Source organism: Kribbella sp. NPDC049174, assembly GCF_043197365.1.
Lineage (GTDB): Bacteria > Actinomycetota > Actinomycetes > Propionibacteriales > Kribbellaceae > Kribbella.
In genome coordinates, this window is record NZ_JBICSZ010000005.1 from 190,745 (window position 1) to 214,123 (window position 23,379).

The window sequence follows — 23,379 nt, forward strand, 5'->3', positions numbered from 1 at the left end:
AATCGATTTCCGCAGACTAGGCAGCGGGGTCCGGCAGTGTCAACGTCTGCACCCTCCTCGAAACCCTCGCCTGCATGGGGAAACCGGCGGGTCTGATCACATCGACACCGACCCGGGCCTTGACCGGTCAGGTCGGCATCCGTAGATTGCGAGAAATCGATTGCCCCGAAAACGGTTCAAACACGGTCGGCCGTTCGACACACCCCCTGGAGCACCTGATGGCCGCAACACCCATCCCTGCCAGCCAGCACAGCCCTGCCACGCCGGTCAGCCGGCGCACGATCCTGCGCAGCGGACTCGGCGCCCTCGCCGCCTCGGCGGTCGGCGGACCGCTGCTGACCGCCTGTGGTGGTGACGAATCCGGCGGCAACGCCAAGGAGATGTCGTTCTGGAACTTCTACGGCCCGTCCGACGATCAGGGACCGCAGAGCAAGTGGTTCATCTCGGTCGTCGACGAGTGGAACAAGAACAACGACGTCAAGGTCAAGCTGCGCTACATCCCCGGCAAGGACTACCTCAACGGCACCACGCTGCAGACCGCGTTCCAGTCGGGGCAGGGCCCGGACATCTTCCTGATCAGCCCGGGTGACTTCCTCCGCTACTACAACGGCGGCGTACTGCAGGATCTCGGCCCGGCGTTGTCGGACGAGTCCAAGGCCGACTACCTGCCCGGTCTGCTCGAGGCACGCAGTGTGGACGGCAAGGTCTACGGCCTGCCGATGGAGATCGAGCCGCTCGCGATGTACTACAGCGAGGCCGCGTTCGAGAAGGCCGGCCTGTCCGAGGCCGACCTGCCGAAGACCTGGGACCAGACTCTCGCGGTCGCGGAGAAACTGACCGGCAAGGACCGGTACGGCGTGATGTTCGAGACGCTGCCCGGTTACTACCAGAACTTCACCTGGTACCCGTTCCTCTGGCAGGGCGACGGTACGCCGATCAAGGACGGCAAGGTCGCGTTCGACTCGCCGGCCGCCGTACAGGCCCTGAAGTTCTGGCAAGACAGCATCCAGAACAAGGTGGCGCCGCGTAAGGCGCTCGGTGACGGCGGTGGGGACGTGGTGTCCAACCTCGGCTCCGGGGCGACCGCGATGCAGCAGAGCGGCATCTGGGCGGTCGCGGACCTGCGGACCCAGAAGAAGAACTTCAAGTACGGCATCATCCCGCACCCGACCCCGGACGGCGGCAAGCCGGCCACCGACCTCGGCGGCTGGGCGTTCGTGGCCAATGCCAAGGGCAAGAATCCCGAGGCCGCGGCCAAGTTCATCGCGTGGGCACTCGGCTCGACCGATGCCGCGGGCGTGGAACGGCAACGGCAGTGGAACACCGTGGTCAAGACGAACGTGCCACCGCGCAAGTCGGTGCAGGAGGCCGCGGACGCCAAGGGTGCGTTCGCCGAAGGTGTGCTGAAGCAGTTCGTCAGCGAGATCGCGCCGACCGGCAAGCCGGAGCCGCGGTTCCCACCGGAGGTGTACCAGCCGATCGCCGACGCCATCCAGGCCTGCCAGCTGAACGCGGCCGACCCGGGGAAGGCGGCGGCCGATGCGGCGGCCCGGATCGACACGTTCCTGAAGACCTACCAGGGCGCGCCCATCAGCTGATGGTGACCACGACAGCTCCTCCGTCCAAGCCGCGGGTGTCGGCTTCGGCTCCCCGTGGCAAGGCTCCGCTGACCCGGAAACGGCGCGAGGCGTTGGCGGCGTACGCCTTCCTCGCGCCGGACGCCATCGGTCTGCTGATCTTCGTCGCGCTGCCGATGGTGCTCGCGTTCGGCGTCGCGTTCTTCAAGGTCGACGGCTTCGGCAACTACCAGTACGTCGGTCTGGCCAACTACAAGCTGATGGGCGGCGACGACCAGCTCTGGGCGTCGCTGAAGGTCACCGCGATCTACGTCGCCACGTTCGTACCGCTCGCGTTCGTGGTGAGCTTCGCGCTGGCGATGCTGGTCCGCAACCACTTCCGCGGCATCGGCTGGGTGCGGTCCGCGTTCTTCCTGCCGCACGTGGTCAGCCTGGTGGTCGTCGGTCTGATCTGGCAGTTCCTTCTGGTGGACAAGCGCGGTGCGCTCTCGAAACTGCTGGCGCCGTTCGGTCTCAGTGACGTGTCGTTCCTCGGTACGCCGTCGCTGGCCCTCGGCACCTATGTGGTGATCAGCGTCTGGTTCGTGATGGGGTACCAGATGCTGGTGCTGCTGGCCGGCCTCAAGGACGTCCCGAAGGAACTCGAGGACGCCGCCCAGATCGACGGCGCGAGCACCTGGCAGCGGTTCCGGTACGTGATCTGGCCGCTGATGCGCCCGACCAGCTTCTTCGTGGTGGTGAACTCGACGATCGGCGCCGTCACCGGTCTGCAGGCGTTCGACCTGGTCTTCGTGCTGACCCATGGCGGTCCGGCCCGGGCCACCAGCACCGTCGTCCTCTACATCTACGAGCAGGCCTTCACGTTCAACAACATGGGGTACGCCGCGGCGCTGACCACCGTGGTCGTCGCGATCCTGGTGGCCTGTACCGGCCTGATGTTCGCCTTCACGAAGGGAGGCCGTTTCGATGAGGACTAGATTCTTCCTCCCGGTCCTGGCCCATGTCCTGGCGATCATCGTGGTGGCGCCGCTGCTGTGGGTCCTGGTGAGCGCGCTGCGGCCGGCCGAGGATGTGTTCTCGTTCGGCTGGCCGACCCGGTGGACGCTGGACAACCTGCAGTACGTGCTGTTCAAGATCCCGATGCCGACGTTCCTGATGAACAGCGCGATCGTGTCGATCGTGGTCACCGTGGTGGCGCTGTTCTTCCACTCGATGGCGGCGTACGCGCTGGCCCGGCTGCGGTTCCCCGGCCGCGGGCTCATCTTCTCCGGCATCATGTCGACGCTGCTCGTTTCGCTGCCGGTGATCCTGGTGCCGCTGTTCCTGGTGGCCAAGCAACTCGGCCTGCTGGACAGCTACGCGGGCCTGATCGTGCCGAGCATCTTCCATGCCTTCGGCATCTTCCTGCTCCGGCAGTACTACCTGAACATCCCGCGCGAGCTGGAGGAGGCCGCCGACCTGGACGGCTGCGGCTACTGGCGCCGGTACTGGAGTGTCATCCTGCCGCTCAGCCGGCCGGTGCTGGCCTCGCTGTCGGTGCTGTTCTTCCTGGCCAACTGGAACGCTTTCCTCTGGCCGCTGACCATCACCCGGAACCCGGACCTGCGGGTCATCCAGCTCGGCGTCTCCGGCATGCAGGGTCAGTACGCCTCGGCGTGGAATCTCATCCTCGCGGCCGCGGTGATCGCGGCCATCCCGACCGTCGTGGTGTTCGTCGCGGGCCAGCGCCGGCTGGTCGACGCGATGAAGACGACCGGTCTCAAGTAACTCCGAAAGGGATAGCTCATGAAGCGTGGGGCCTTGCTTGCTGTCCTGCCGCTGGTCTTCGGGTCGGCGGCGCTGCTCGAGAACAAGTCTGCTGATGTTGTTGCCGACAGCACCTCCGTCGGTACTGCCCAGGTCGACTCCAAGGGTGTGGCGAGCCAGAGCGACGGTGATCTCTGGCCGTCCTGCTGGGCTGGAAACGACAAGCTGTACGCCGCCAACGGCGACGGCAAGGGGTTCAGTCTGGACCAGGAGTTCTCCGACATCGCGGTCAGCGAGATCACCGGTTCGCCCGGAAACCTGTCCGGGGCGACGATCTCGAAGGGCGATCAGGTCGGGCCGATCTGGAGCGGCGGCGGGTACAACCGGAAACCGACCGGCATGGTCTGTGTCGGGGACACGATGTATCTGGCCGTCCAGGATCTGGCGCTCGACTTCAACGACGTACCGGCGGCGACGATCCTGAAGTCGACCGATCACGGCCGGACCTGGACGTGGGACAAGCGCAAGCCGATGTTCGGCGATCACGTGTTCACGACGATCTGGTTCGCGGACTTCGGCAAGGGCGGTGCGCTCGCGCCGGACGGGTACGTCTATGCCTATGGTCTGGACGGGAACTGGCGGGACTCGTTCGACGACACCGTCGCGGACCCGCAGAGCGTGTTCATGGCGCGGGTGCCGAAGGCCAAGGTCCAGGATCGCGGAGCCTGGGAGTTCTATGCCGGGAGCAACGATCGCGGGAAGCCGGCCTGGACGTCGAAGATCGCTGACCGCAAGCCGGTGCTGACCGACCAGCGCCGGCTGTACGCCCAGACGTACGGGACGAACGCCTCGAACCTGAGCGTGATCAGCCAGGGTGGGGTCACCTACCTGGCGAAACAGAAGCGATATGTCTACACGTCCTGGACGGAGTACACGTTCGAGTTCTACGAGGCGCCGACGCCCTGGGGTCCGTGGAAACACTTCCTCAGCAAGGACTTCGGCGGGTACCCGTGGTCGACCTCGAAGTACGGCGGGTACGGGGTGACGATCCCGTCCAAGTTCGTCCAGCCGGACGGCAAGACGATGTACGTCCAGGCCAACGTCTGCCCGTGTGGTGGCGGCGGGATCGGGACGTCGGTCTACAACTTCAACCTGCGCAAGCTGGTGCTGACGCCGTCAGCCGGTGAGCCCGCGGACAACCTGCCGTCGGATGACAACCTCGCGGCGCCGTCGACGGGAGCGGTCGCGATCTCGAAGTCGACGCAGTCGGGCAGCCTGGCGCTGATGGACGACGGCGCTGTGACGGGAAGCGAGACCGACTTCGACGACGAGGTGAAGGGTGCGTCGTGGTGGGGCTACACGTGGCCGGCTCGGCACAAGGTGAACCGCGTGGAGTTCACGTCTGGGGCGGTGTCCGCCGAGGGTGGGTACTTCACCGGTCGTCCACGGGTCCAGGTGAAGGTGGACGGTTCATGGGTCGAAGTCGCTGCGCAGACGGTGTCCCCGGCGTACCCGGGCGACGCGTCGGCCGGCGCGAACAAGACGTACACGATCACCTTCCCTGTTCAGGAAACTGACGGCGTGCGGGTGATCGGGTTGCCGGGTGGGACGCGCAGCTACACCTCGGTCTCCGAGTTGGCGGTCCGGTACGTCGCTCAACTCGCCGACGGTGGATTCGAGGGAACGGGTGGTGGGAAACCGGCCTGGCTCTTCGAGGGTACGGCGGCCAACGGCGTCGACCGTGGTCTCGGGTTCGCGCACTCCGGCGCCAACAACGGCTGGATCCGCTGCACCTGCACCGGCTGGAGCGCTCTTTACCAAACGGTGCCGGTGAACCCAGGGACGACGTACACCTTCGGATTGTGGATCAACGCGTCGGCCGGTCTGCCTGCTGATCAAGGGCGCTTCGGCGTCCGCCTCGGCAGCCAGGACCTCGGTTCGAAGACCTTCGGCGCCTCCACGGGTTACGTCCACCATGAGGTCACCGTGACTGTTCCACCGGGCGTCCTCGAGCTGACCGTCTACGCCGGCTTCAACGCCCCGAACGTCGACACCTGGATCCAGGTGGACGACTTCACCGTGAGTTAAGGCCAGGGGAGGAGTTCTGGTGCCTGCCCGGTGATGGCGCCGGGTGGGGTGCGGCCGGCGTACCAGGCGGTGAGGTCGGTGAGTCTGCCGGTGAGGACGCGGTCTTCACCGGCGCCGGTCTCCCAGGTGATGCCGTCGGTCGCCTCGAGGACGAGGTGGACGCCCTCGGGGGTGCGCGGGCGGAGGAAGTCGAGGAGGTGGAGGCAGAACTCGGGCGGCCAGCCGTCGGCGGTGGGCTCGAGGGCCAGGTCGACGGTGTGTACGGCGAGTTCGCGCCAGCTGGCGTAGACGGCGGCGGCGAGGTTGCTGTTGCGGTGCATGACCGGGCGTTCCCAGTCGTCCGGACCGACCTTGTCCCAGGCGGCGATCAACGCGGTGGTCGCCTCGAGCAGGTGCCGTTGCAGCGCGGCGGCGGGTCGGCCGGCGCCGGCTTCGATGGCGGCGTCCCGGGCCGGGCGGCCGCCGTCGTACATCTCGATCAGGCGGCCCTGGAGCGCTTCCTCGACCTGCCGCGTCATCGCCTCGGAGAAGTTCGCGATGTGGGTGATGACATGGCCGCGCGACCAGCCAGGCAAGCCTGACGGCGCCCGGACCGCCGCCTCGTCCGCGGCCGCCACCGCGTCGTTGGCGCGTCGAGCAGCTGCTGTGACCTCGGGCCGGATGTCGCGCATGCCGTCAGCCTAACCAAGCAAGTGTTTGTCGGTCGCGCGGATTAGGGTTGGCGGCATGAGCGTGGCCCGGTTCAAGGACCTGTGCGTGGACGTGTCGTGCCCGAGCGCGATGGTCGCGTTCTGGGGGCGGGTGCTCGGGCTGACCGCGCCGGCCGACAACCCGAACGTGCTGGTCGGCGACGTACCGGGGAAGACGATCTGGATGTGCCAGGTCCCGGAGCCGCGCACAGTGAAGCAGCGGGTGCACCTGGACGTGCACACCGGCTCGATCGACGACCTGTTGCGCGAGGGCGCGACGGTGCAGATCCCGGCGACCGAGGAGCAGCACTGGACAGTGCTGGAGGACCCCGAGGGCGGTGAGTTCTGCGGTTTCGTCCGCGACACCGTCCCGGCGTACCGGCTGATGGAGCTGGTGGTCGACTCGACCGCCCCGGAAGCGCAGGCGCGCTGGTGGGCCGGTGTGGTCGGCGGCGACGTCGCGAGTACTCCGGGCAAGCCGTGGTACTGGCTGGAGAACGTGCCGGGCCTGCCGTTCCCGTACTGGGTGTTCGTCCCGGTGCCGGAGCCGAAGACGGTGAAGAACCGGATTCACTGGGATGTCACCGCGCCCGCCCTGCAGCCGGTGCTGGACGCGGGTGCGACACTGCTGCGGCCCAAGGACGACGAGATCGGCTGGCATGTGTGCGCCGACCCCGAGGGCAACGAATTCTGTGTGTTCCTACCACCGGCAGAGGATTCCTGATGGCCAAGCTCGACCTGACCGTGTCCGGACCCGACCTGACCGAGGCGCTGGTCAACCTGCAGTCGGTCAGCGGGACCGAGGAGAAGCTGGCGGACAAGATCGAGACGGCGCTGTCGGCGTACCCGCACCTGAAGGTGTTCCGGCACGGGAACACCGTGGTCGCGCGGACCGACCTCGGCCGGGACGAGCGGATCGTCGTGGCCGGCCACATCGACACCGTGCCGCTGAACGACAACCTCCCGGCCCGGCGCGCGGACGGCCTGATCCACGGGCTCGGCGCGTGTGACATGAAGGGCGGTGTCGCGGTCGGGCTCCGGCTGGCGGCGACGCTGGCCGAGCCGAACCGGGACGTCACCTATGTCTTCTACGACTGCGAGGAGGTCGAGGCCGAGCGGAACGGCCTGTTCAAGCTGACCCGGTCGAACCCGGAGCTGCTCGAGGGCGTCTTCGCGGTCGTGATGGAGCCGTCGAACGCGGTGGTCGAGGCAGGCTGCCAGGGCACGATGCGGGTCGAGATCACCACCCGCGGCGAGCGGGCCCACTCGGCCCGGTCCTGGATGGGGTCGAACGCGATCCACGCCGCGGGCGAGATCCTGGCCCGGCTGGCGGCGTACGAGCCGCGCCGGGTGCCGATCGACGGGCTCGAGTACCGCGAGGGGCTGAACGCGGTCGGCATCCACGGTGGGGTCGCGGGCAACGTCGTACCGGATCTGTGCACCGTCGAGATCAACTACCGGTTCGCGCCGAGCCGGTCGGAGGCGGAGGCCGAGGCGCACCTGCGGGAGGTGTTCGACGGGTTCGAGCTGGTGGTCACCGACTCGGCGCCGGGCGGGTTGCCGGGGCTCGAGCGGCCGGCCGCGGCGGCGTTCCTGCAGGTGGTCGGCGGTGAGCCGAAGCCGAAGTTCGGGTGGACCGACGTGGCCCGGTTCACGCTGCTCGGCGTACCGGCGGTGAACTACGGGCCCGGGGACCCGCTGTACGCGCACAAGCAGGACGAGTTCGTCCCCGAGGTGGAGATCGAGCAGTGTGAACAGCGGCTGAGGGCCTGGTTGACGGCTTAGTTCGGTCCGCCGTACTCCTCGTGGCCTCGCTCGCGTCGGCGGGCCTGGTGGAAATGTCCGCACTAATCTGGACGTATGGCAGAACCATCGATCCACCCCGACCGTCCGATCGGCCAGCAGCAGCGCGGGCCGGTCGTGATGCGCCGCAACCAGGTGCAGCAATCCACCTCCGAGCAGCGGCTGCTCGACAGCCGCGGCCCGTCGGACTGGGTGCACACCGACCCCTGGCGGGTGCTGCGGATCCAGTCGGAGTTCATCGAGGGGTTCGGCATGCTGGCCGAGCTCGGGCCGGCGATCAGCGTGTTCGGCTCGGCCCGGACGAAGCCGGACGACCGGATGTACGCCGCCGCGGAGGAGCTCGGCGGGAAACTGGTCGGTGCCGGTTACGCGGTGATCACCGGTGGTGGGCCGGGAGTGATGGAGGCGGCGAACAAGGGTGCCTCCGAGGCCGGCGGCGTGTCGGTCGGGCTCGGTATCGAGCTGCCCTTCGAGAACGGCCTGAACGAGTGGGTCGACATCGGGATGAACTTCCGCTACTTCTTCACCCGCAAGACGATGTTCGTGAAGTACGCCCAAGGGTTCGTGGTGATGCCGGGCGGGTTCGGCACGCTCGACGAGCTGTTCGAGGCGCTCACGCTGGCGCAGACGCGGAAGGTGACGTCGTTCCCGGTCGTGCTGTTCGGTACGTCGTACTGGAGCGGGCTGGTCGACTGGCTGCGCGAGACGATGCTCGCGGACGGGAAGATCTCGGCGGCCGACCTGGACATGTTCGTGGTGACCGACGACGTGGACGAGGCGATCAGCTACATCATCAAGTCCGGTGAACTGGCCGACGCGGCCGCCGAGGAGGCAGCCGCGGCCGCCGCCCGGGACGTGGCCGAGGCGGACAACCCGGAGGCCCGCGAGCGGCGCGAGCAGCACCGGCTGGGGTCGGACGGCAGCTGACCGCGTCGCGTTGCACTCGGCTGCGCACTACGCCGAGGGCCGAATCGGGCTCCGATTGTGCGGGTGACTTCCTCGGCATGGCACGATCGGTCCCGTGATGTGGTTCTTCGGGCTGATCGTGGTGCTGTTGATCGGGGCTGTCGCGGTAGTGGCCTCGGGTCGTTGGGGTGCCATGAGTACGGCGTACGACGACCGGCCCGACCTGACCGTCCCGGCCCGGCAGACGCTCACCGCCACGGACATCGAGGCGACCCGCTTCGGCGTCGGCCTGCGCGGCTACCGGATGGACGAGGTGGACACGCTCCTCGAGCGGGTCGCCCGCGAGGTGGCGGAGCGCGACCGGAGGATCGCCGACCTGGAGCGCGCGGTGTCCCCGATCATCGACGGGCCCGGGTTCTCCTCGGGTACGGACTACGACGCGTCCGACTTCGACGACACGGGCGTCCAGAAGCCAATCCTGGTCGGCGGCGACTTCCCGGAGTCGTCCACCGGGTCGGATACGGCCCAGCCGGACCCCGGGTCGGGCACCGCGCAGCCGGCCGCCGGGTCGGACACCGCGCAGCCGGACTCCGCGCAGCCGGCCACCCGGTCGGACACTGCGCAGCCGAACGCCGTCGAGCCGAATGCCGCCGGGCCGAATGCCGCCGTGCCGAACGCTGCGGAGTCCGACACTGCCGAGCAGGCCGCGCTCGACCAGCCCGCTGGCACGCCTGCGGCTGACTCCTCTGCTGAAACGCCGACTGGGAGCTCGCCCGCTGCCGGCTCGTTTGCTGAAACGCCGACTGAGGGCTCACCCGCTGCTGCCGGGTCGGCTGCCGCTGGTACCTCCGCTGCCGGCGCCGCCGCAGCCGGGGCCGCCGGAGGCGTAGCCGGGACCGCTGCCACTGGGGCGTCGGCTGCTGCTGGGGCCGCTGCTGCAGGCTCGCCGGCCGCGGACTCGTCGCCTGCTGGATCGCCTGCCGATGGCTCGCCCTCTGCTCACGAGCAGGCGGCCGGGGCTGCCGGGCCGGTCGGACCTGAGTCGGACGAGTCTGAGCCGGAGACCCAGGAAGTCCCGGTGGGGGAGTCCCATGGCGCGGCCGACGAGTACGAACGCCTCCAAGCCGAGGCCCGCGCCATGCTGGAAGCCCAATCCCAGCCCAGCCTGCCCCACAGAACCCAGGCAGACCCAGAGCCCCCGGCGGCAGACCAGTCCCACCACGGCGACTCCCCGCAGGCCCAGGCCACCCCCACCCAGCAGCCGATAGTCCTGCAACAGCCCGAGTCCTTCGCACCGCAGCAGCCGGGCTCGTACGCGCCGCAGCAGCCCGAGTCCTACTCGCCGCAGCAGCCCGACTCCTACGCGTCGCAGGAGCAGGAGACGTACAGGCCGCGGGAGCAGGGGTCGTACGGCTCGCAGCAGCAAGAGCCGTACATCGCTCGGCAGCCTGAGCCGTACAGCCAGCAACCCGAGCCGTACAGCCAGCAGCAGGAGCCGTACGGCTCGCAGCAGCCCTACGGCGGGCAGCAGTCGTACGAGGCGCAGTCCTACGACCAGGAGCAGTCAGAGTCGTTTGTCGGGCAGCAGCCGGAGCCCGAGCCGTGGTTCCCGGCCGAGCCCGCGCCGCAAGCCGACGTTCAGTCGCAGGCAGCTTCGGCTGAGCCTCAGCAGGCTCCTCGGCAGGAGAGCGCCCAGCCCGCTCCTGCGCCTCACTGGGTGCTTCCCGAGCCCGCTCCCCAGTGGCAGCAGCCCCCGCCGCCACCACCCGCTCAGAACTACTCCGAACAGCCGCCCGCACAGGCGCCGTACTCCGAGCAGCAGGCGCCCGCGCAGCCAACGTACTCCGAGCAGGCGCAAGCCCAGCCGTACCCGCAGCAGCAGCCTGCCCAGTCGTACCAGGCGCAGGAGCCGACCCGGCCGTACTCGCCGCAGGAGCCTGCTCAGTCCTACTCCGAGCAGCCGCCTGCACAGGCGCCGTACGCCCAGCAGCAGCCCGTTCAGGACCCGTACGCCCAGCAGCAACAGCAGTACCAGCAGCCGCCGACCGCGCAGCAGCAGCCGGAGCACCAGCAGCAGCCGGGGTACCCGGAGCAGGCTCAGCAGCAAGCCCAGGAGCCTCCCGTGCAGCAGCAGCAGGAGGCGTGGCAGTTTTGGCCACCGGCGGATCAGCAGCCGGCTACGCCGCAGTGGCCGGTTCAGGGGCAGCAGCCGGCGGGATCGCCGCAGAATGGCCAGGCGGCTCAGCAAGGGGCGTACGAGCCGGATGAGCAGGGTGATTATCCGACGGCCGAGCAGCGGTACGTGCCGCCCGAGGAGGGGGACCAGGAGCAGCATGGGTATCCGGCACCTGAGCAGGGTGCCTATCAGCGGCCGAGCTGATCTGTTCAGCTGATGGACTCCGCGCGTACCTGCCACGCCGAAGCATCGATCGACCTGCCGCTGGACCCGCAGACGGCCTGGGACGTGGTCATGGACTGGGACCGGCAGTCGCGCTGGATGCTGTTCACCCGCGTCTGGGCTACCGAGAACGATGGCGTGGGTGTCGGCGGCGGAGTCGCGGCGCGAACTTCTGTCGGTGCCTTGGGATTCACTGACGACATGGTCATCACACACTGGGATCCGCCGCGCGAGTGCACGGTGAAACACCTGGGCACCGTCGTCCGCGGTACCGGCACGTTCGCAGTCACTCCCGGACGCTGGGGCGTCGAGGGCCCGGCCGAGGGGGCCGGCACGAGTACGTTCACCTGGTCGGAGGACGCCGTACCGCCGCTGGGGAAGCTTGGGGTCGCTCTGTGGCCGCTGGTTCGGACGGTGCTCGAGGTGATGATGCGGGTGTCGTTGCGGCGACTGGTGCGGGAGGTGGCGCGGTGACGGTGATCGGACCGGACGGGCAGCCGCGGTGTGGGTGGGCGACGTCGGCGCCGGAGTACGTCGAGTACCACGACAACGAGTGGGGCAAGGAGATCCGCGACGACGTCGGACTGTTCGAGCGGATGACGCTGGAGGGGTTCCAGTCCGGGCTGTCTTGGATCACGATCCTGCGCAAGCGGGAGAACTTCCGGGCCGCGTTCGCGCAGTTCGACCCGACGGTGATCGCGAAGTACGGCGCCGATGACTTCGAACGTTTGATGGCGGATCCCGGTATCGTCCGGAACCGGCTGAAGGTCAACGCCACCATCAACAACGCGCGTGCGCTGCTGGAACTGGAGGATGGCGAGTTCACCGAGCTGCTGTGGTCGTTCCAGCCGGCGGAGCACAAGGCCCCGAAGACTCTCGGCGACGTCCCGGCCACCACGCCGGAGTCCGTCGCTATGTCCAAGGCGCTGAAGAAGAAGGGCTTCGTATTCGTGGGCCCCACCACCGCTTATGCGCTGATGCAGGCAACCGGCATCGTCAACGACCACCTCTCAACGTGCGTTGCTCGCTGACCCTTCGTGGGTGGTTGAGGGAGAGAAGAGAAGAAGATGTGGTGGCGGTGGCGTGCGTCGCCCGTCGATGACCTGTATAGCCCGGTAACCCGATCAGGCAGTTGTTTGACGGGTTTTAGAGGCGCTTGATCCGATGCACGTGCAGGTAGCTTGTGCATCTGCAAGTAGCGCTCAGGAATGTTAAAAATAAGGGAACACAAACGGCTGAACGAGTTGTGTTCCGGGCACCGAACGTGATGAGGTATTCAGCGGGCTCCCCGTCTGTCAGGTGGTTGTCCGGCCGTGACTCGCCCGGCCGGAACGCGGCCGGGGAGCCCACCAAACTTCTACGGCGCTGTGTTCTCGCCCTCCGCACTGAAGGCGGTGCGGAACACATCCGTGTTCGTCAGGCCGGACACCTGCGTGCCCGCCTGTGTGGTCGTCAAGTACACGTTGGCTTCAGCGAACGGATCGGCAGCATCATCGTCAACCGTGCCGAACTGACGTGTCCACGTGCGGGTGCGATCGGCGGAGTACTTCGTCAGTACGCCGTCGAACTTCCCGATGCTCGTCTCCACCGCCCCATCGGTGAACCCGGCGACGTACACGTTGCCCGAGCCATCGACCGCAACCGCGGCGCCCTTGTCGTTGCCCGTCGTACCGAACTGGTCCCGCCACGTCAGCACCCCCTCACCGTCGGCACGCGCAACGATGATGTCCTTGTCGCCCGCCAACGCACCCGAGAAGTCGCCCGCGGTGTAGCCCGTCAGATACACGCCACCGTTGGGATCGGCCGTCAGACCCCATGCCTCATCGGACGCAGGCGTCCCGAACTGCTTCAGCCACACCGCATCGCCATCAACCGAGTAGCGCGCGACGAACCCATCGACCCCACCAGCCGACGTACCCAAGGCGCCGGCCGTCATCCCTGCCAGGTAAACCGACCCACCCGACACCGCGACCGCCATGCCCTTCTCCTCGCCAGCACTCCCGACCTGCCGAAGCCAGATCTGCTGACCCTCGCCATCCAGCCGGGCGAGAAACACATCCTTGTCACCCGCGTTCGTCCCACCCAACGCGCCCTTCGTGTAACCGCCGAGATAGATCGCGTCCCCATCGACAGCCACCGAGTAGCTCCGATCCGCCACCCCTGGTACGCCGAACTGCCTTATCCACCGTTGATTCCCGGCCGCGTCGTACTGCACCGCGAAGGCATCATCCGTCGTGTTCCCTGCATGTGCACCGTCCAGATTCCCGGTCGTGTACCCGGTCACCACGACGCGCTCCTGCGAGTCGACCGCCACGCCGTACGCGCGTTCCGTCCCACTCGTCCCGATCGAGCGTGTCCACTCCCGCGTCCCGTCCGGCGCGTACTTGGTCAGCGCGACATCCTTGCCACCCGCGTACGGCGCGCCGCCCAGCGACCCTTCCACGGCCGCCGCCTGATAAACGTTGCCTGAGGCATCAGTAGCGATGCCGCCGGCCCGGTCCTCACCCGCCGTACCGGTCACTATCGCCTTCATCGGGACCGCGGGCGGCTTCCCGATGTACTGGAAGATGTACTTCGCCCCCTCGGCGAACGACGGCGCCCAGACGTCCCAGTCGTGGCCGCCGTCGACCACGCGGAACTCCGACGTCAGGTTCGGCACCCGCACCGCCTGGTTGAACACGACGTGCGCCTCGAAGTCCAGGTCGTGGGTGTAGTCGGCCGGCTTCGGGTTCTTCCACTCGTCGTCGCCGACCGCGATGTAGAGGTGCGACGGCAGACCCTTCGCCGCGAAGGACTTGAACGCGGCCGGATAGTTCAGCCGCAGGTAGACAGCTTCCGAGAACGGGTCCTTGCCCTTGCCGAAGGCACCGAACTCACGGGCGCTCGAGTCGGCCGGCGGCAGCGGGAAGTACACCGCCGGGCTGAGCGCGATCGACGCGCCGAACACCTCCGGATGTGCCATCGCGTACCGCAACGCACCTGCCCCGCCCATCGAGTACCCGGCCACCGCGCGCCCGTTCCGGTCCGCGATCGTCCGGTACGACGCGTCGACGTGCGGCACCAGATCCCGGAAGAACGCGGTCTCGACCGGCCTGCCCCGGTCCGCCCCCGTGTACGCCGAGTCGACGTAGTAACTCGCCCGATTGCTCCAGGGCGCGTCCGGCATCACCGCGATCGTCGGCGGGATCTCACCCGAGCCGATCAGCTCGTCGAGCCGGCTCTTCACCTGTGTCCAGGCCGCCATCGAGTCGCCCCGGCCGTGCAGGAGATAGAGCACCGGGTACCGCCGGGTGGAGTCGGCGTACCCGGCCGGCAGGTAGACGTTGTAGTTGATGTCCTCGCCCAGCGTCGCCGACCGCACGCTCGCGGCCGAGATCGTTCCGGGCAGTACGGCGGCCGCCGGCTGAGCGGCCGAACCGGGCACGACGAGACTCCCGACCAGCGTGGCGGCGGTCAGGGCAGGCAGCAGCAGTTTCCTCACCAGGCTGTTTGTAATCGGTTACGTAAACGATTACAAGAGGTCGCGTGCAGCAACCCGCGTGCTGCAGCGAGGGGAGTTACCGCCCGTTGAAGGTCGGCTTCTGCTTGGCGACGAAGGAGGCGACCGCATTGCGGTGGTCCTCGGTGTCGCCGGTGAGCTGCATCTTCCCGGCCTCGAACACCAGCGCCTCGGCCAGCGTGTGGGTCGCCGAATACCCGACCGACTGCCGCACCGCGCCGTACGCGACCGTCGGTCCAGCCGCCAGCTTCGCGGCCAACTCGTCGACCGCCGAGGAGAACTCCGCCGCCGGTACGACGCTCGTCGCCAGGCCGAGCGCCAACGCCTCGTCGGCGGGGACCGTGCGCGGGAAGTACAGCAGCTCGAGTGCCTTGGCCTGCCCGATCAGCCGGGGGAGTGTCCAGGAGATCCCGGTGTCGCACGACAGCGCGATCCCGGTGAAGGCCAGGTTGAACCCGGCGGTGTCCGCCACCACCCGGAAGTCGCACGCGAACGCCATCGACGCGCCGGCCCCGGCCGCGACCCCGTTCACCGCCGCGATCACCGGCTTCGGCATCTCGGCCAGTGCCAGTGCGATCGGCGCGAAGTGGTCCGGCACGGTGCTCCACAGCGCGTCCGTGTCGTTCGCCTCGAGCAGCCCGATGTGCTCCTTCAGATCCTGCCCGACGCAGAACGCCCGTCCGGTCCCGGTCAGTACGACGACCCGGACCGAGTCGTCCTCGGCGGCGGCCAGGACGGCGTCGCGGAGCAGGACCTTGGTCGGCGTGTCGAGCGCGTTCATCGCGTCCGGCCGGTTCAGGGTGATGGTGGCGACGCCATCGGTCAGGGCGTAGGTGACGGAGTCACTCATCGTGGTCAGCTCCTTGACAATCGGTGAAGAATTTCAGTGATAGGTCAGGCAGTTGTCGACGAAACGCCCGGCCGCGGGGCTCAGCCGTTCGGCGTGGAAATCGAAGAACGCGGCGGCCCTGGTGCCGGCCCAGTTGTCCGGCAGAAGCTCGGCCGGCAGACCCGGATCCAGGAACAGGAACTTGCGCCATTCGTGCACCAGCTCCGACCGTACGGCGAACGCCTGCTCGTCGGACGTGTCGTCGCCGGCGGTCTCGACCAGCGCCTTGGCCTCGATCAGCCAGGCGTCGTACGACGCGCCGAGCTCGTCCAGTTTCCACACCCGGCGGGCGAACTCGACCGCGCCGTCGTCGACCGGCGCCCGGAACCGGTCCGCCGCGATCCCTTCCACGCCGAGGATCTGGTCGACCTCGGCGTCGTTGCGCAGGCCGACCCAGGCGCCGTCGGACAGCGGAGCCCAACCCAGAAAGGCGAGTTGGCTCGCCAGTTGCTCACGGCGCCGGGCGTTCGGAACCTCGCGGAGGATGCCCAGATGCCAGTGCCGGTCCCAGTCGCCGGAGCCGTTGCCGCCGGGGCCGGATCCGTTGCTCTCCGGCGTGGTGCGGTAGATCCGGGCCGCGGCGTCGTCCAGCCGGCGACGCGCCCGGGACGTCAGTGCGTAGCCGGGCTGCCCGTCGATCCGGACCGGCTCCAGCCAGCCCTGGCGGACCATCCGCGACACTGCGGTACGGACCGCCGGAGGCTGGACTCCGAGCGGCGCGAGCAGCCTGACCAGGGCCGCGACCGGGGCTCGCGCACCACGCGCGCGCAGGTGGTCGCCGTACAGGTCGAAGAGGGCTGAACGGGCGTGCACGTGCCTGAGTCTGCCGTATGGTGCGCGGCTCTGGCCTGTGATCGGGAATAATGGGTCCTGATACACACTGCGATACGCGCCGACGGCGCATCACCGCACGGCGCCGGAGACGGTACCCCTGCGGTGTCGTCGCTCAACACCGACACTGGGAAGGGGTGCGCGCATGGCGGCGATGAAGCCGCGGACGGGCGATGGTCCGCTCGAGGTCACCAAGGAGGGGCGGGGGATCGTGATGCGGGTTCCGCTCGAGGGCGGCGGTCGGCTCGTCGTCGAGTTGAACGCCGACGAAGCGACCGAGCTCGGCAACGCGCTCAAGGCCGTCGTCGGCTGAGCGAATACTCCCGGGGTGCCCTCGCATCCCTACATATCTATGCGACCCCGGTGGGTGCCTTTTGCGGCACCGGCCGGGGTCGTTACGGTTGCCCGTGGTGCCCAGACGTATTTGATCAAATAGTGAGGTCCTTCTAGTGGCTCGCCGCAGCAAGTTCGCGTTCCCGACTCTTCCAGCCGTGGTCTGGCAGCCCGGTCTGCCGGTCCACGGTGCCCCGACCTGGGTGATCGTGGTCGGCGAGGGTGGCCTGCCCGCCGCCGCGAAGGACGCCGGAGAGCGGCTCGGAGTCGACCTCGGCCGGCTGCTGGAGGCACAGCAGGCGACCGGCTTCAGCCCGGCCGCCGGTGCGACCGCGACGTACCCGCTGCTGACCGGCGAGGCGACCGAGATCCTGCTGGTCGGGGCCGGTGACGGGAGCGCCAAGGACCTGCGACACGCCGGAGCGGCGATCGCGAGATTCGGCCGCGGCAAGGACGAGCTCACCACAGTAGTTGCTGACGGCATCGATGATGCGCGGCTGCAGGCGTTGGCCGAGGGCATCGTCCTGGGGTCGTTCACCTACACCCTGAAGACGGTCGACCCGGGTAAGCCGGTGGTCGCGAAGGTGACGCTGACCGACGGTTCCGACGACGACCGGCAGGTCGAGCTCGACCGCGGCGTCGTGATCGGCCGGACCGGCTGGCTGGCCCGGCAGTTCGCCACCACGCCGTCGAACGAGAAGGACCCGGCCTGGCTGGCCGCGCGCGCGACCGAGCTGGCCGCCGAGACCGGTCTCGAGGTCACGGTGTGGGACGAGAAGAAGCTGGCCGCGGACGGGTTCGGCGGCATCCTGGCCGTCGGCAAGGGTTCGACCCGGCCGCCGCGGTTCATCCGGCTCGACTACGTCCCGGAGGGCGCCGACGACGACACGCCGTACGTCGTACTCGTCGGCAAGGGCATCACCTACGACACCGGCGGGCTGTCGCTGAAGCCGCGCGAGGGCATGGTGTCGATGAAGCGCGACATGACCGGCGGCGGGTCGGTGATCGCGACCCTGTCCGCGCTGCGTGAGCTCGGTGCGCAGATCCGCGTGACCGGTCTGATCTGCGCGGCGGAGAACATGCCCTCCGGTACGGCGTACCGCCCGGACGACGTGATCCGGCACTACGGCGGCCGCACCACCGAGGTCAAGAACACCGACGCCGAGGGCCGGCTCGTCCTCGCCGACGGACTCGCCTACGCGGTCAAGGAACTCGAACCCGACGTCCTCGTCGACATCGCCACCCTGACCGGCGCGATCAAGGTCTCGCTCGGCTCGATGCTGTACGGCGGCCTGTTCGCCACCGACGACGCACTCGCGGACAACCTCGCCGACGCCGGACGCGTGTCGGGTGAGGAACTGTGGCGGATGCCGCTGTCATCGGAGTACCAGGAACTGATCGCCACGCCGATCGCCGACTCCGTCAACAGCTCCAAGGGCCCGGGCTCCATCACCGCCGCCCTGTTTCTGAAAGCCTTCGCCGGAAACATCCCCTGGGCCCACCTCGACCTCTCCTCCATCGCCGAGTCCCCCGCCGACCGCTTCGAATACTCCACCGGCGCCACCGGCGCCGGCGCCCGCCTCCTCACCACCTGGCTAACCTCCAGAACCCCCATCGCCGGCATCAGGGCAGCGGAGTAGCATCGCGCGGTGAGGTGGTTGGGGGAGGGGTCGCCCGCGGCGGTGGCTGAGGCGTTGCGGGTTGTTGCGCCTGAGCTGGGCGATTGTCCGATCGCGGTTCGCGGCACGGTGGGTGAGGACGATCCGCTGTGGCGGTCGGCGAGCGCCGTGGTCGATGGGCGGTTTGTGGTGAAGTTCGCGTGGTCGCGGCCCGCCGCGCTTCGGTTGGCGCATGAGATCGCCGTGCTGGCCGCGTTGGCGCGCGAGCCCGCGGTGTCGTTCCTGCCGGAGGTGGTTGCGAGCAGCACCGATCCGCTGTTGCTGGTGACCAGGGTTGTGCCGGGAACCGCGCTGTTCGACATCGTGGATTCGATCGACCGCGAGCACGCGGGGCGGCAGCTCGCGCACTTTCTGGAGGAGTTGCAGCAGGCGGCGACGCGGGAGCGCATCGAGGCGGCTGTCGGTGACCTTCCGCCGGCGGCCCTGCAACCGGCCACGACAGACGCCTTGCGCGAGCGGTTCGGACGGTGGGCTCGGCCAGATCAGCGTCGTACCGTCGAGCGGTGGTGCGACTGGGCTGACGAGGTCCTGGCGCCCCCGCGCCCGACCGTGGTGGTGCACGGCGATCTGCATGGCGGCAATCAGGTGTGGGATGGGGAGCAGCTCCGCGCGGTCGTGGATTTCGAGACCGTCGGTCTCGCCGAGGCCGAGTACGACCTGCGTACCTTTCCCGGAACGGGTCCGGGTGTCGAGCTGCTGACTGCCACCCTGCGCCACTTCCGCGGCATCACCGGCCGTGAGTTGGCAACTGATCGGGTGATGGCTTGGCACCTGCGTACTGCTCTCGGTGATGCACTGTGGCGCAGCGAAGCGGGCGTCCCGTTGCCGGATCACCGAACACCGACGGAGTGGGTCGACGACCTGGCCTCGCGATTCACCGCGCTAGGTGTCAGGGTGGGCGGATGGTGACGGTGTTCGAGGTGGCGGGTGGGGCTGAGGGGATGCTGCGGCTGGCGCATGCATGGCATGAGCGGGTGATGGCGGACGAGGTGGTGAGCCACGCGTTCAGCCATGGGTTCCGGTCGGACCACAGTGAGCGCCTGGCAGCGTACTGGGGCGAGGCGCTCGGTGGGCCCCCGGCGTACACGGATGCGTACGGCGATGAGTCGTACGTCGTCCGGATCCACAGCGGGAACGGGCCGCACGAGGAGATGGACCGTCGCGCGATCGCCTGCTTCGACCAGGCACTGATCGACACAGGACTGGCCGAAGACGATCGGCTGCGCTCGGTGCTACATGACTACTTCAGTTGGTCGACGACGGTGCAGATGACGAAGTACACGGCCGCCGCCGCCGACGTACCGGCCGACCTGGCGATTCCTCGCTGGTCCTGGGACGGCCTGGTCGCCGACTGAGCTCACGCTCCGATCGAGTTGAGCTCGGTGATCGCGTCGTCGGGGAGGACGAGGTCGGCGGCGGCGACGTTCTCGCGCAGGTGGGCTACTGACGACGTGCCTGGGATGACGATGCTGGTGGCGGAGCGTTGGAGGAGCCAGGCCAGGGCGACCTGCTGGGGCGTGGCGTGCAGGCGGGTGGCGACCTTCGCCAGGGTCTCGGACTGCAGGGGAGAGAAGCCGCCGAGGGGGAAGAACGAGGCGAAGGCGATGTTTTCGGCGGCGCAGAAGTCGACCACCGCGTCGTCGGCGCGCTGCACCAGGTTGTAGAGATTCTGGACGGTGACGACCGGGGCGATGGTCTGAGCCTCGCGGATCTGGGTGATGGTGACCCCGCTCAGGCCGAGGCGGCGGATCAGGCCTTCCTGCTGCAGTTCGGCCAGGGCGGTGAACGACTCGGCGATCGAGTCCTCGCTGCCGCCGTCGTGGTACTCGGTCCGCAGGTTGACGACATCGAGGACGTCCAGACCGAGGTGGTCGAGGTTCTCGTGGACCTGGGCCTTGAGCTCGGCCGGCTCGAGGGCCGGGATCCAGCTCGCGTCGTCGCCGCGGCGGGCGCCGACCTTGGTGACGAGGTGCAGGTCGGCCGGGTACGGGTGGAGGGCTTCCTTGATCAGTTCGTTGACGACCGTGGGGCCGTAGAAGTCGCTGGTGTCGATGTGGGTGACGCCCAGCTCCACCGCTGCCCGCAGTACGGCGATCGCCTGGTCGCGATCCTTGGGTGGTCCGAAGACCCCCGGGCCGGCCAGCTGCATGGCGCCGTACCCCATCCGGGTGATGGTGAGGTCTTCGGCGAGGGTGATGGTCTTGTCTGTCATGCCTCCCACTGTTCATCGGGGCCGGCACACCTGGGAGAGCCCTGCTGATCCTGGGAGTCACAGGGCCAGTCACCGGGCCAGTCATCGGGTGCGGGCGCGGCTACCGTGGAAGGCATGGAGAGCACGAATGCGCTCGGCGAGTTCCTCCGGGCCCGGCGGGAGCAGGTCCAGCCGGAGCACGTCGGGATCCGGAGGGTCGGGTTGCGGCGGGTGCCGGGGCTGCGGCGCGAGGAGGTCGCGATGCTGGCCGGGATCAGCTCGGACTACTACCTCCGGCTGGAGCAGGGCCGCGACCGCAACCCGTCGGTCCAGGTGCTCGATGCATTGGCCGACGTACTGCGGCTTGACCAGGACGCCACGGCGTACCTGATCGGGCTCGCCCAGGAGCGTCCACGAGCTGTCCCGAAGTCCCGCCAGCGGCCCAAGGTCGAGCAGGTGCCGCCGAGCATCCTCGAGCTGATCGACAGCTGGACGGACCATCCGGCGTACGTGCAGAACAAGTACACCGATGTGCTGGCGGTCAACTCGCTCGGGCAGGCCATCAAGCCCAACCTGAGGGTCGGGATGAACCTGCTGTCCGCGGTCCTCCTCGATCCGGCGGAGCGGATCCTCCACCGGGACTGGGAGGACCTGACCGAGGAGGGCGTCGCCGTCCTGCGGGCGGAGCTCGGGGCGGACGTCGACGACCCGCGACTCGTCGAACTGGTCGGCGACCTGTCGGTCCGCAGCGAACGCTTCCGTCAGCTGTGGGCCCGCCATGACGTGCGGCCGAGACGCGGGCGGACGAGCCTGCTCACCCATCCGCAGGTCGGCGACATCGAGCTGCAGAAGAACAAACTCACCATCGGCGGCACCGACTCGATGACGCTGGTGGTTTACCACGCCACTCCCGGCTCCCGCGACGCCGAGCTGCTCGCTCTGCTGGGCAGCCTCGTCGCGTCCGGTGACCAGGTGCCCGAGCGGAGCAACCAGCCCAGCAAGGACGGCTGAGGTCAGCCGAGCAGGCTGTTGTAGAGCTGGACGGTGCGGTCGGCGACCGCGTCCCAGCCGAACTCGGAGACGGCGCGGTCGCGGCCGGCCTTGCCCATCGCTTCGGCCTTCGCCGGGTTGCCGATCAGGTCGTTGACGGCCGCGGCCAGGTCGCGTTCGAAGGTGTCGGTGTCGTCCTCGTCGTACCGGACGAGGGTGCCGGTGACGCCGTCGTCGACGACCTCGGGGATACCGCCGACCGCGCTCGCGACGACGGCCGTCTCGCACGCCATCGCCTCCAGGTTGACGATGCCGAGCGGCTCGTAGATCGACGGGCAGCAGAACGCCAGCGCGTGGGTCAGCACCTGCCGGACGTCCTCGCGCGGCAGCATCTCGGAGACCACGAACACGCCGTCGCGGGTCGCCTTCAGGTCGTCGATCAGCGCGTCCGTCTCCGCCTTCAGCTCGACCGTGTCGGCCGCGCCGGCGAGCAGCACCAGCTGGACCGACGGGTCCAGCTGCAGCCCGGCCCGGAGCAGGTGCGGGACGCCCTTCTGCCGGGTGATCCGGCCGACGAACGTCACGTACGGCCGGTTCAGGTCGACCCCGAGCCGCTCGAGCACGTTGGTCTTCGGGTCCGGGCGGTAGAAGTCGGCGTCGATCCCGTTCGAGATCACGTGCACCTTGGCCGGGTCGATCGACGGGTAGCAGTCCAGTACGTCGTCCCGCATGCCGCGACTCACCGCGACCACGGCATCGGCCGCCTCGTACGCCGTACGCTCCGCCCAGCTGGACAGGCGGTAGCCGCCGCCCAGCTGCTCGGCCTTCCACGGGCGGCGTGGCTCGAGTGAATGCGCGGTCACCACGTGCGGGACGCCGTACAGGAGCTTGGCCCAGTGGCCGGCCATGTTGGCGTACCAGGTGTGGGAGTGGACGAGTTGCGCCTCGCCGACCGCGGCGGTCATGGTCAGGTCGGTGGAGAGGATGCGCAGCGCCGCGTTCGCCTGCGGGATGCGCGGGTCGTCCTCGGAGTGGGCGGTCGCGCCGTGGCGTGGTTCGCCCATGCAGTGCACCTCCACGTCGAGCAGGCGACGCAACTCGCGGACCAGGAAGTCCACGTGCACCCCCGCCCCGCCGTACACGTCCGGAGGAAACTCACGCGTCAGGATGGCGACCTTCATGAGCCCGACCCTAGGACATCAGGACGTCCGTGTCGGTACCCAGAAGCGCAGCTTTCCGTGTCGCTCGTCTTCCAGCTCGCCACCGGCCGCCTCGATCACGCGGCGGGACGGGACGTTGCCGGTGTCGCAGGTGACCAGGGCCGGGTCGATGCCCAGACCGGCCGCGACCGGGAGGGACTGGACCAGCATCTCGGTCGCGTGACCCTTCCGCCGGGCCGACGGGCGGACGAAGTACCCGATGTGGCCGCCGAGCTCGGTCAGGGCCGGCGTCAGGTGGTGCCGGATCGAGAGCCGGCCGAGCCACTCGGATCCGTCGACGAACCAGAGCACGGTCTGGTGCACCAGATCCGGCGGCAGTTCGGTCTCCGGATCCGCCTCGGTCCGGATCACCTCGACCAGGCGGGCGAACTCGGCCGGATCCTCGGCCTGCTCCCGGCTCCACTCCTCCTCGTCGCCGACGATCGACCGGGCACCCATCCACCGCTCCTGGTCCGGTCCCGCCTCGTCCCACGCGGCGAGGAACGAACGGTGAACGGCAACACTGGGTTCGGTGAGGATCGGCATCTTTACAGTGTCGCG

At 68.7% G+C, this 23,379-nt stretch carries 22 protein-coding genes; 15 read left to right on the top strand and 7 right to left on the bottom strand.

Annotated elements, in window-relative coordinates:
- Window positions 1-218: 218 nt before the first annotated feature.
- From ACGFIF_RS25920 to ACGFIF_RS25935, 4 genes are read left to right on the top strand one after another with little or no spacing between them, the layout of a single operon-like run.
- The gene (locus ACGFIF_RS25920; protein WP_393157945.1) at window positions 219-1,598 is read left to right on the top strand and encodes an ABC transporter substrate-binding protein; all 1,380 of its coding nucleotides are present in this window, start codon (window positions 219-221) and stop codon (window positions 1,596-1,598) included.
- Window positions 1,598-2,554: a carbohydrate ABC transporter permease gene (locus ACGFIF_RS25925; RefSeq protein WP_393157946.1), complete on the top strand. Its 957-nt coding sequence runs from the start codon at window positions 1,598-1,600 to the stop codon at window positions 2,552-2,554. Before ACGFIF_RS25920 ends, ACGFIF_RS25925 begins: the two co-directional genes overlap by 1 nt.
- Window positions 2,544-3,344 carry a carbohydrate ABC transporter permease gene (locus ACGFIF_RS25930; protein WP_393157947.1) on the top strand — a complete coding sequence of 267 codons (801 nt, stop codon included), beginning with the start codon at window positions 2,544-2,546 and terminating at the stop codon, window positions 3,342-3,344. The genes ACGFIF_RS25925 and ACGFIF_RS25930 overlap by 11 nt, the downstream gene beginning before the upstream one ends.
- An 18-nt stretch (window positions 3,345-3,362) precedes the next feature.
- Entirely contained in the window at window positions 3,363-5,411 is a 2,049-nt protein-coding gene (locus ACGFIF_RS25935; RefSeq protein ID WP_393157948.1) for a DUF4185 domain-containing protein, read from the top strand.
- Here ACGFIF_RS25935 and ACGFIF_RS25940 read toward each other — a convergent pair.
- Entirely contained in the window at window positions 5,408-6,082 is a 675-nt protein-coding gene (locus tag ACGFIF_RS25940; protein WP_393157949.1) for a maleylpyruvate isomerase family mycothiol-dependent enzyme, read from the bottom strand. The two genes, ACGFIF_RS25935 and ACGFIF_RS25940, sit on opposite strands and share 4 nt — an antisense overlap.
- A 55-nt stretch (window positions 6,083-6,137) precedes the next feature.
- On the opposite strand from ACGFIF_RS25940, the gene ACGFIF_RS25945 reads away from it, so the two are divergent.
- From ACGFIF_RS25945 to ACGFIF_RS25970, 6 genes are all read left to right on the top strand, one after another.
- Window positions 6,138-6,824 (top strand): VOC family protein, encoded by a 687-nt coding sequence (locus ACGFIF_RS25945; RefSeq protein ID WP_393157950.1) that lies wholly within the window; start codon window positions 6,138-6,140, stop codon window positions 6,822-6,824.
- Entirely contained in the window at window positions 6,824-7,885 is a 1,062-nt protein-coding gene (gene dapE, locus ACGFIF_RS25950) for a succinyl-diaminopimelate desuccinylase (protein WP_393157951.1), read from the top strand. Before ACGFIF_RS25945 ends, dapE begins: the two co-directional genes overlap by 1 nt.
- Window positions 7,886-7,960: 75 nt before the next feature.
- On the top strand, window positions 7,961-8,830 hold the full coding sequence (locus ACGFIF_RS25955; protein WP_393157952.1) for a TIGR00730 family Rossman fold protein: 870 nt from the start codon (window positions 7,961-7,963) through the stop codon (window positions 8,828-8,830).
- Between the two features lie 97 nt (window positions 8,831-8,927).
- Window positions 8,928-11,189, top strand: a complete 2,262-nt coding sequence (locus tag ACGFIF_RS25960; protein WP_393158375.1) for a DivIVA domain-containing protein — start codon at window positions 8,928-8,930, stop codon at window positions 11,187-11,189.
- A gap of 12 nt (window positions 11,190-11,201) precedes the next feature.
- Complete coding sequence (locus tag ACGFIF_RS25965; RefSeq protein WP_393157954.1) at window positions 11,202-11,681, top strand: SRPBCC family protein; 480 nt, start codon at window positions 11,202-11,204, stop codon at window positions 11,679-11,681.
- A complete protein-coding gene (locus ACGFIF_RS25970; RefSeq protein ID WP_393157955.1) occupies window positions 11,678-12,238 on the top strand; it encodes a DNA-3-methyladenine glycosylase I in 561 nt (186 codons plus the stop codon). The genes ACGFIF_RS25965 and ACGFIF_RS25970 overlap by 4 nt, the downstream gene beginning before the upstream one ends.
- A 326-nt stretch (window positions 12,239-12,564) precedes the next feature.
- On the opposite strand, the gene ACGFIF_RS25975 is transcribed toward ACGFIF_RS25970, so the two are convergent.
- The 3 genes from ACGFIF_RS25975 to ACGFIF_RS25985 all read right to left on the bottom strand — a co-directional run bounded on the left by ACGFIF_RS25975 (window position 12,565) and on the right by ACGFIF_RS25985 (window position 16,408).
- Window positions 12,565-14,688, bottom strand: coding sequence for an alpha/beta hydrolase-fold protein (locus ACGFIF_RS25975; RefSeq protein ID WP_393157957.1), 2,124 nt, complete (start codon window positions 14,686-14,688; stop codon window positions 12,565-12,567).
- Between the two features lie 76 nt (window positions 14,689-14,764).
- Entirely contained in the window at window positions 14,765-15,556 is a 792-nt protein-coding gene (locus tag ACGFIF_RS25980) for an enoyl-CoA hydratase/isomerase family protein (protein ID WP_393157958.1), read from the bottom strand.
- 33 nt (window positions 15,557-15,589) lie between these two features.
- Window positions 15,590-16,408, bottom strand: coding sequence for a PaaX family transcriptional regulator C-terminal domain-containing protein (locus ACGFIF_RS25985; RefSeq protein ID WP_393157960.1), 819 nt, complete (start codon window positions 16,406-16,408; stop codon window positions 15,590-15,592).
- 163 nt (window positions 16,409-16,571) lie between these two features.
- Here ACGFIF_RS25985 and ACGFIF_RS25990 point away from each other — a divergent pair, with 163 nt between their 5' ends.
- From ACGFIF_RS25990 to ACGFIF_RS26005, 4 genes are all read left to right on the top strand, one after another.
- The gene (locus ACGFIF_RS25990; protein ID WP_012923066.1) at window positions 16,572-16,739 is read left to right on the top strand and encodes a DUF3117 domain-containing protein; all 168 of its coding nucleotides are present in this window, start codon (window positions 16,572-16,574) and stop codon (window positions 16,737-16,739) included.
- A gap of 136 nt (window positions 16,740-16,875) precedes the next feature.
- On the top strand, window positions 16,876-18,399 hold the full coding sequence (locus ACGFIF_RS25995; RefSeq protein WP_393157962.1) for a leucyl aminopeptidase family protein: 1,524 nt from the start codon (window positions 16,876-16,878) through the stop codon (window positions 18,397-18,399).
- A 9-nt stretch (window positions 18,400-18,408) separates the two neighbouring features.
- Window positions 18,409-19,347, top strand: a complete 939-nt coding sequence (locus ACGFIF_RS26000; RefSeq protein WP_393157964.1) for an aminoglycoside phosphotransferase family protein — start codon at window positions 18,409-18,411, stop codon at window positions 19,345-19,347.
- Window positions 19,341-19,793, top strand: coding sequence for a group II truncated hemoglobin (locus tag ACGFIF_RS26005; protein WP_393157965.1), 453 nt, complete (start codon window positions 19,341-19,343; stop codon window positions 19,791-19,793). Before ACGFIF_RS26000 ends, ACGFIF_RS26005 begins: the two co-directional genes overlap by 7 nt.
- A gap of 2 nt (window positions 19,794-19,795) precedes the next feature.
- Here ACGFIF_RS26005 and ACGFIF_RS26010 read toward each other — a convergent pair whose 3' ends face one another.
- Window positions 19,796-20,650: an oxidoreductase gene (locus ACGFIF_RS26010; protein ID WP_393157967.1), complete on the bottom strand. Its 855-nt coding sequence runs from the start codon at window positions 20,648-20,650 to the stop codon at window positions 19,796-19,798.
- Window positions 20,651-20,764: 114 nt separating this feature from the next.
- Here ACGFIF_RS26010 and ACGFIF_RS26015 point away from each other — a divergent pair, with 114 nt between their 5' ends.
- On the top strand, window positions 20,765-21,640 hold the full coding sequence (locus ACGFIF_RS26015; RefSeq protein ID WP_393157969.1) for a helix-turn-helix domain-containing protein: 876 nt from the start codon (window positions 20,765-20,767) through the stop codon (window positions 21,638-21,640).
- A gap of 2 nt (window positions 21,641-21,642) precedes the next feature.
- Here ACGFIF_RS26015 and glgA read toward each other — a convergent pair whose 3' ends face one another.
- Both glgA and ACGFIF_RS26025 read right to left on the bottom strand, forming a co-directional pair.
- Entirely contained in the window at window positions 21,643-22,800 is a 1,158-nt protein-coding gene (gene glgA, locus ACGFIF_RS26020; RefSeq protein ID WP_393157970.1) for a glycogen synthase, read from the bottom strand.
- An 18-nt stretch (window positions 22,801-22,818) separates the two neighbouring features.
- A complete protein-coding gene (locus ACGFIF_RS26025) occupies window positions 22,819-23,364 on the bottom strand; it encodes a GNAT family N-acetyltransferase (protein WP_393157972.1) in 546 nt (181 codons plus the stop codon).
- Window positions 23,365-23,379: the final 15 nt, after the last annotated feature.

Coding starts and splice junctions, on each gene's coding strand:
- ACGFIF_RS25920 (WP_393157945.1), top strand. CDS start 219: ATGGCCGCAACACCCATCCCTGCCAGCCAGCACAGCCCTGCCACGCCG.
- ACGFIF_RS25925 (WP_393157946.1), top strand. CDS start 1,598: ATGGTGACCACGACAGCTCCTCCGTCCAAGCCGCGGGTGTCGGCTTCG.
- ACGFIF_RS25930 (WP_393157947.1), top strand. CDS start 2,544: ATGAGGACTAGATTCTTCCTCCCGGTCCTGGCCCATGTCCTGGCGATC.
- ACGFIF_RS25935 (WP_393157948.1), top strand. CDS start 3,363: ATGAAGCGTGGGGCCTTGCTTGCTGTCCTGCCGCTGGTCTTCGGGTCG.
- ACGFIF_RS25940 (WP_393157949.1), bottom strand. CDS start 6,082: ATGCGCGACATCCGGCCCGAGGTCACAGCAGCTGCTCGACGCGCCAAC.
- ACGFIF_RS25945 (WP_393157950.1), top strand. CDS start 6,138: ATGAGCGTGGCCCGGTTCAAGGACCTGTGCGTGGACGTGTCGTGCCCG.
- dapE (WP_393157951.1), top strand. CDS start 6,824: ATGGCCAAGCTCGACCTGACCGTGTCCGGACCCGACCTGACCGAGGCG.
- ACGFIF_RS25955 (WP_393157952.1), top strand. CDS start 7,961: ATGGCAGAACCATCGATCCACCCCGACCGTCCGATCGGCCAGCAGCAG.
- ACGFIF_RS25960 (WP_393158375.1), top strand. CDS start 8,928: ATGTGGTTCTTCGGGCTGATCGTGGTGCTGTTGATCGGGGCTGTCGCG.
- ACGFIF_RS25965 (WP_393157954.1), top strand. CDS start 11,202: ATGGACTCCGCGCGTACCTGCCACGCCGAAGCATCGATCGACCTGCCG.
- ACGFIF_RS25980 (WP_393157958.1), bottom strand. CDS start 15,556: ATGAGTGACTCCGTCACCTACGCCCTGACCGATGGCGTCGCCACCATC.
- ACGFIF_RS25990 (WP_012923066.1), top strand. CDS start 16,572: ATGGCGGCGATGAAGCCGCGGACGGGCGATGGTCCGCTCGAGGTCACC.
- ACGFIF_RS26005 (WP_393157965.1), top strand. CDS start 19,341: ATGGTGACGGTGTTCGAGGTGGCGGGTGGGGCTGAGGGGATGCTGCGG.
- ACGFIF_RS26010 (WP_393157967.1), bottom strand. CDS start 20,650: ATGACAGACAAGACCATCACCCTCGCCGAAGACCTCACCATCACCCGG.
- ACGFIF_RS26015 (WP_393157969.1), top strand. CDS start 20,765: ATGGAGAGCACGAATGCGCTCGGCGAGTTCCTCCGGGCCCGGCGGGAG.
- glgA (WP_393157970.1), bottom strand. CDS start 22,800: ATGAAGGTCGCCATCCTGACGCGTGAGTTTCCTCCGGACGTGTACGGC.
- ACGFIF_RS26025 (WP_393157972.1), bottom strand. CDS start 23,364: ATGCCGATCCTCACCGAACCCAGTGTTGCCGTTCACCGTTCGTTCCTC.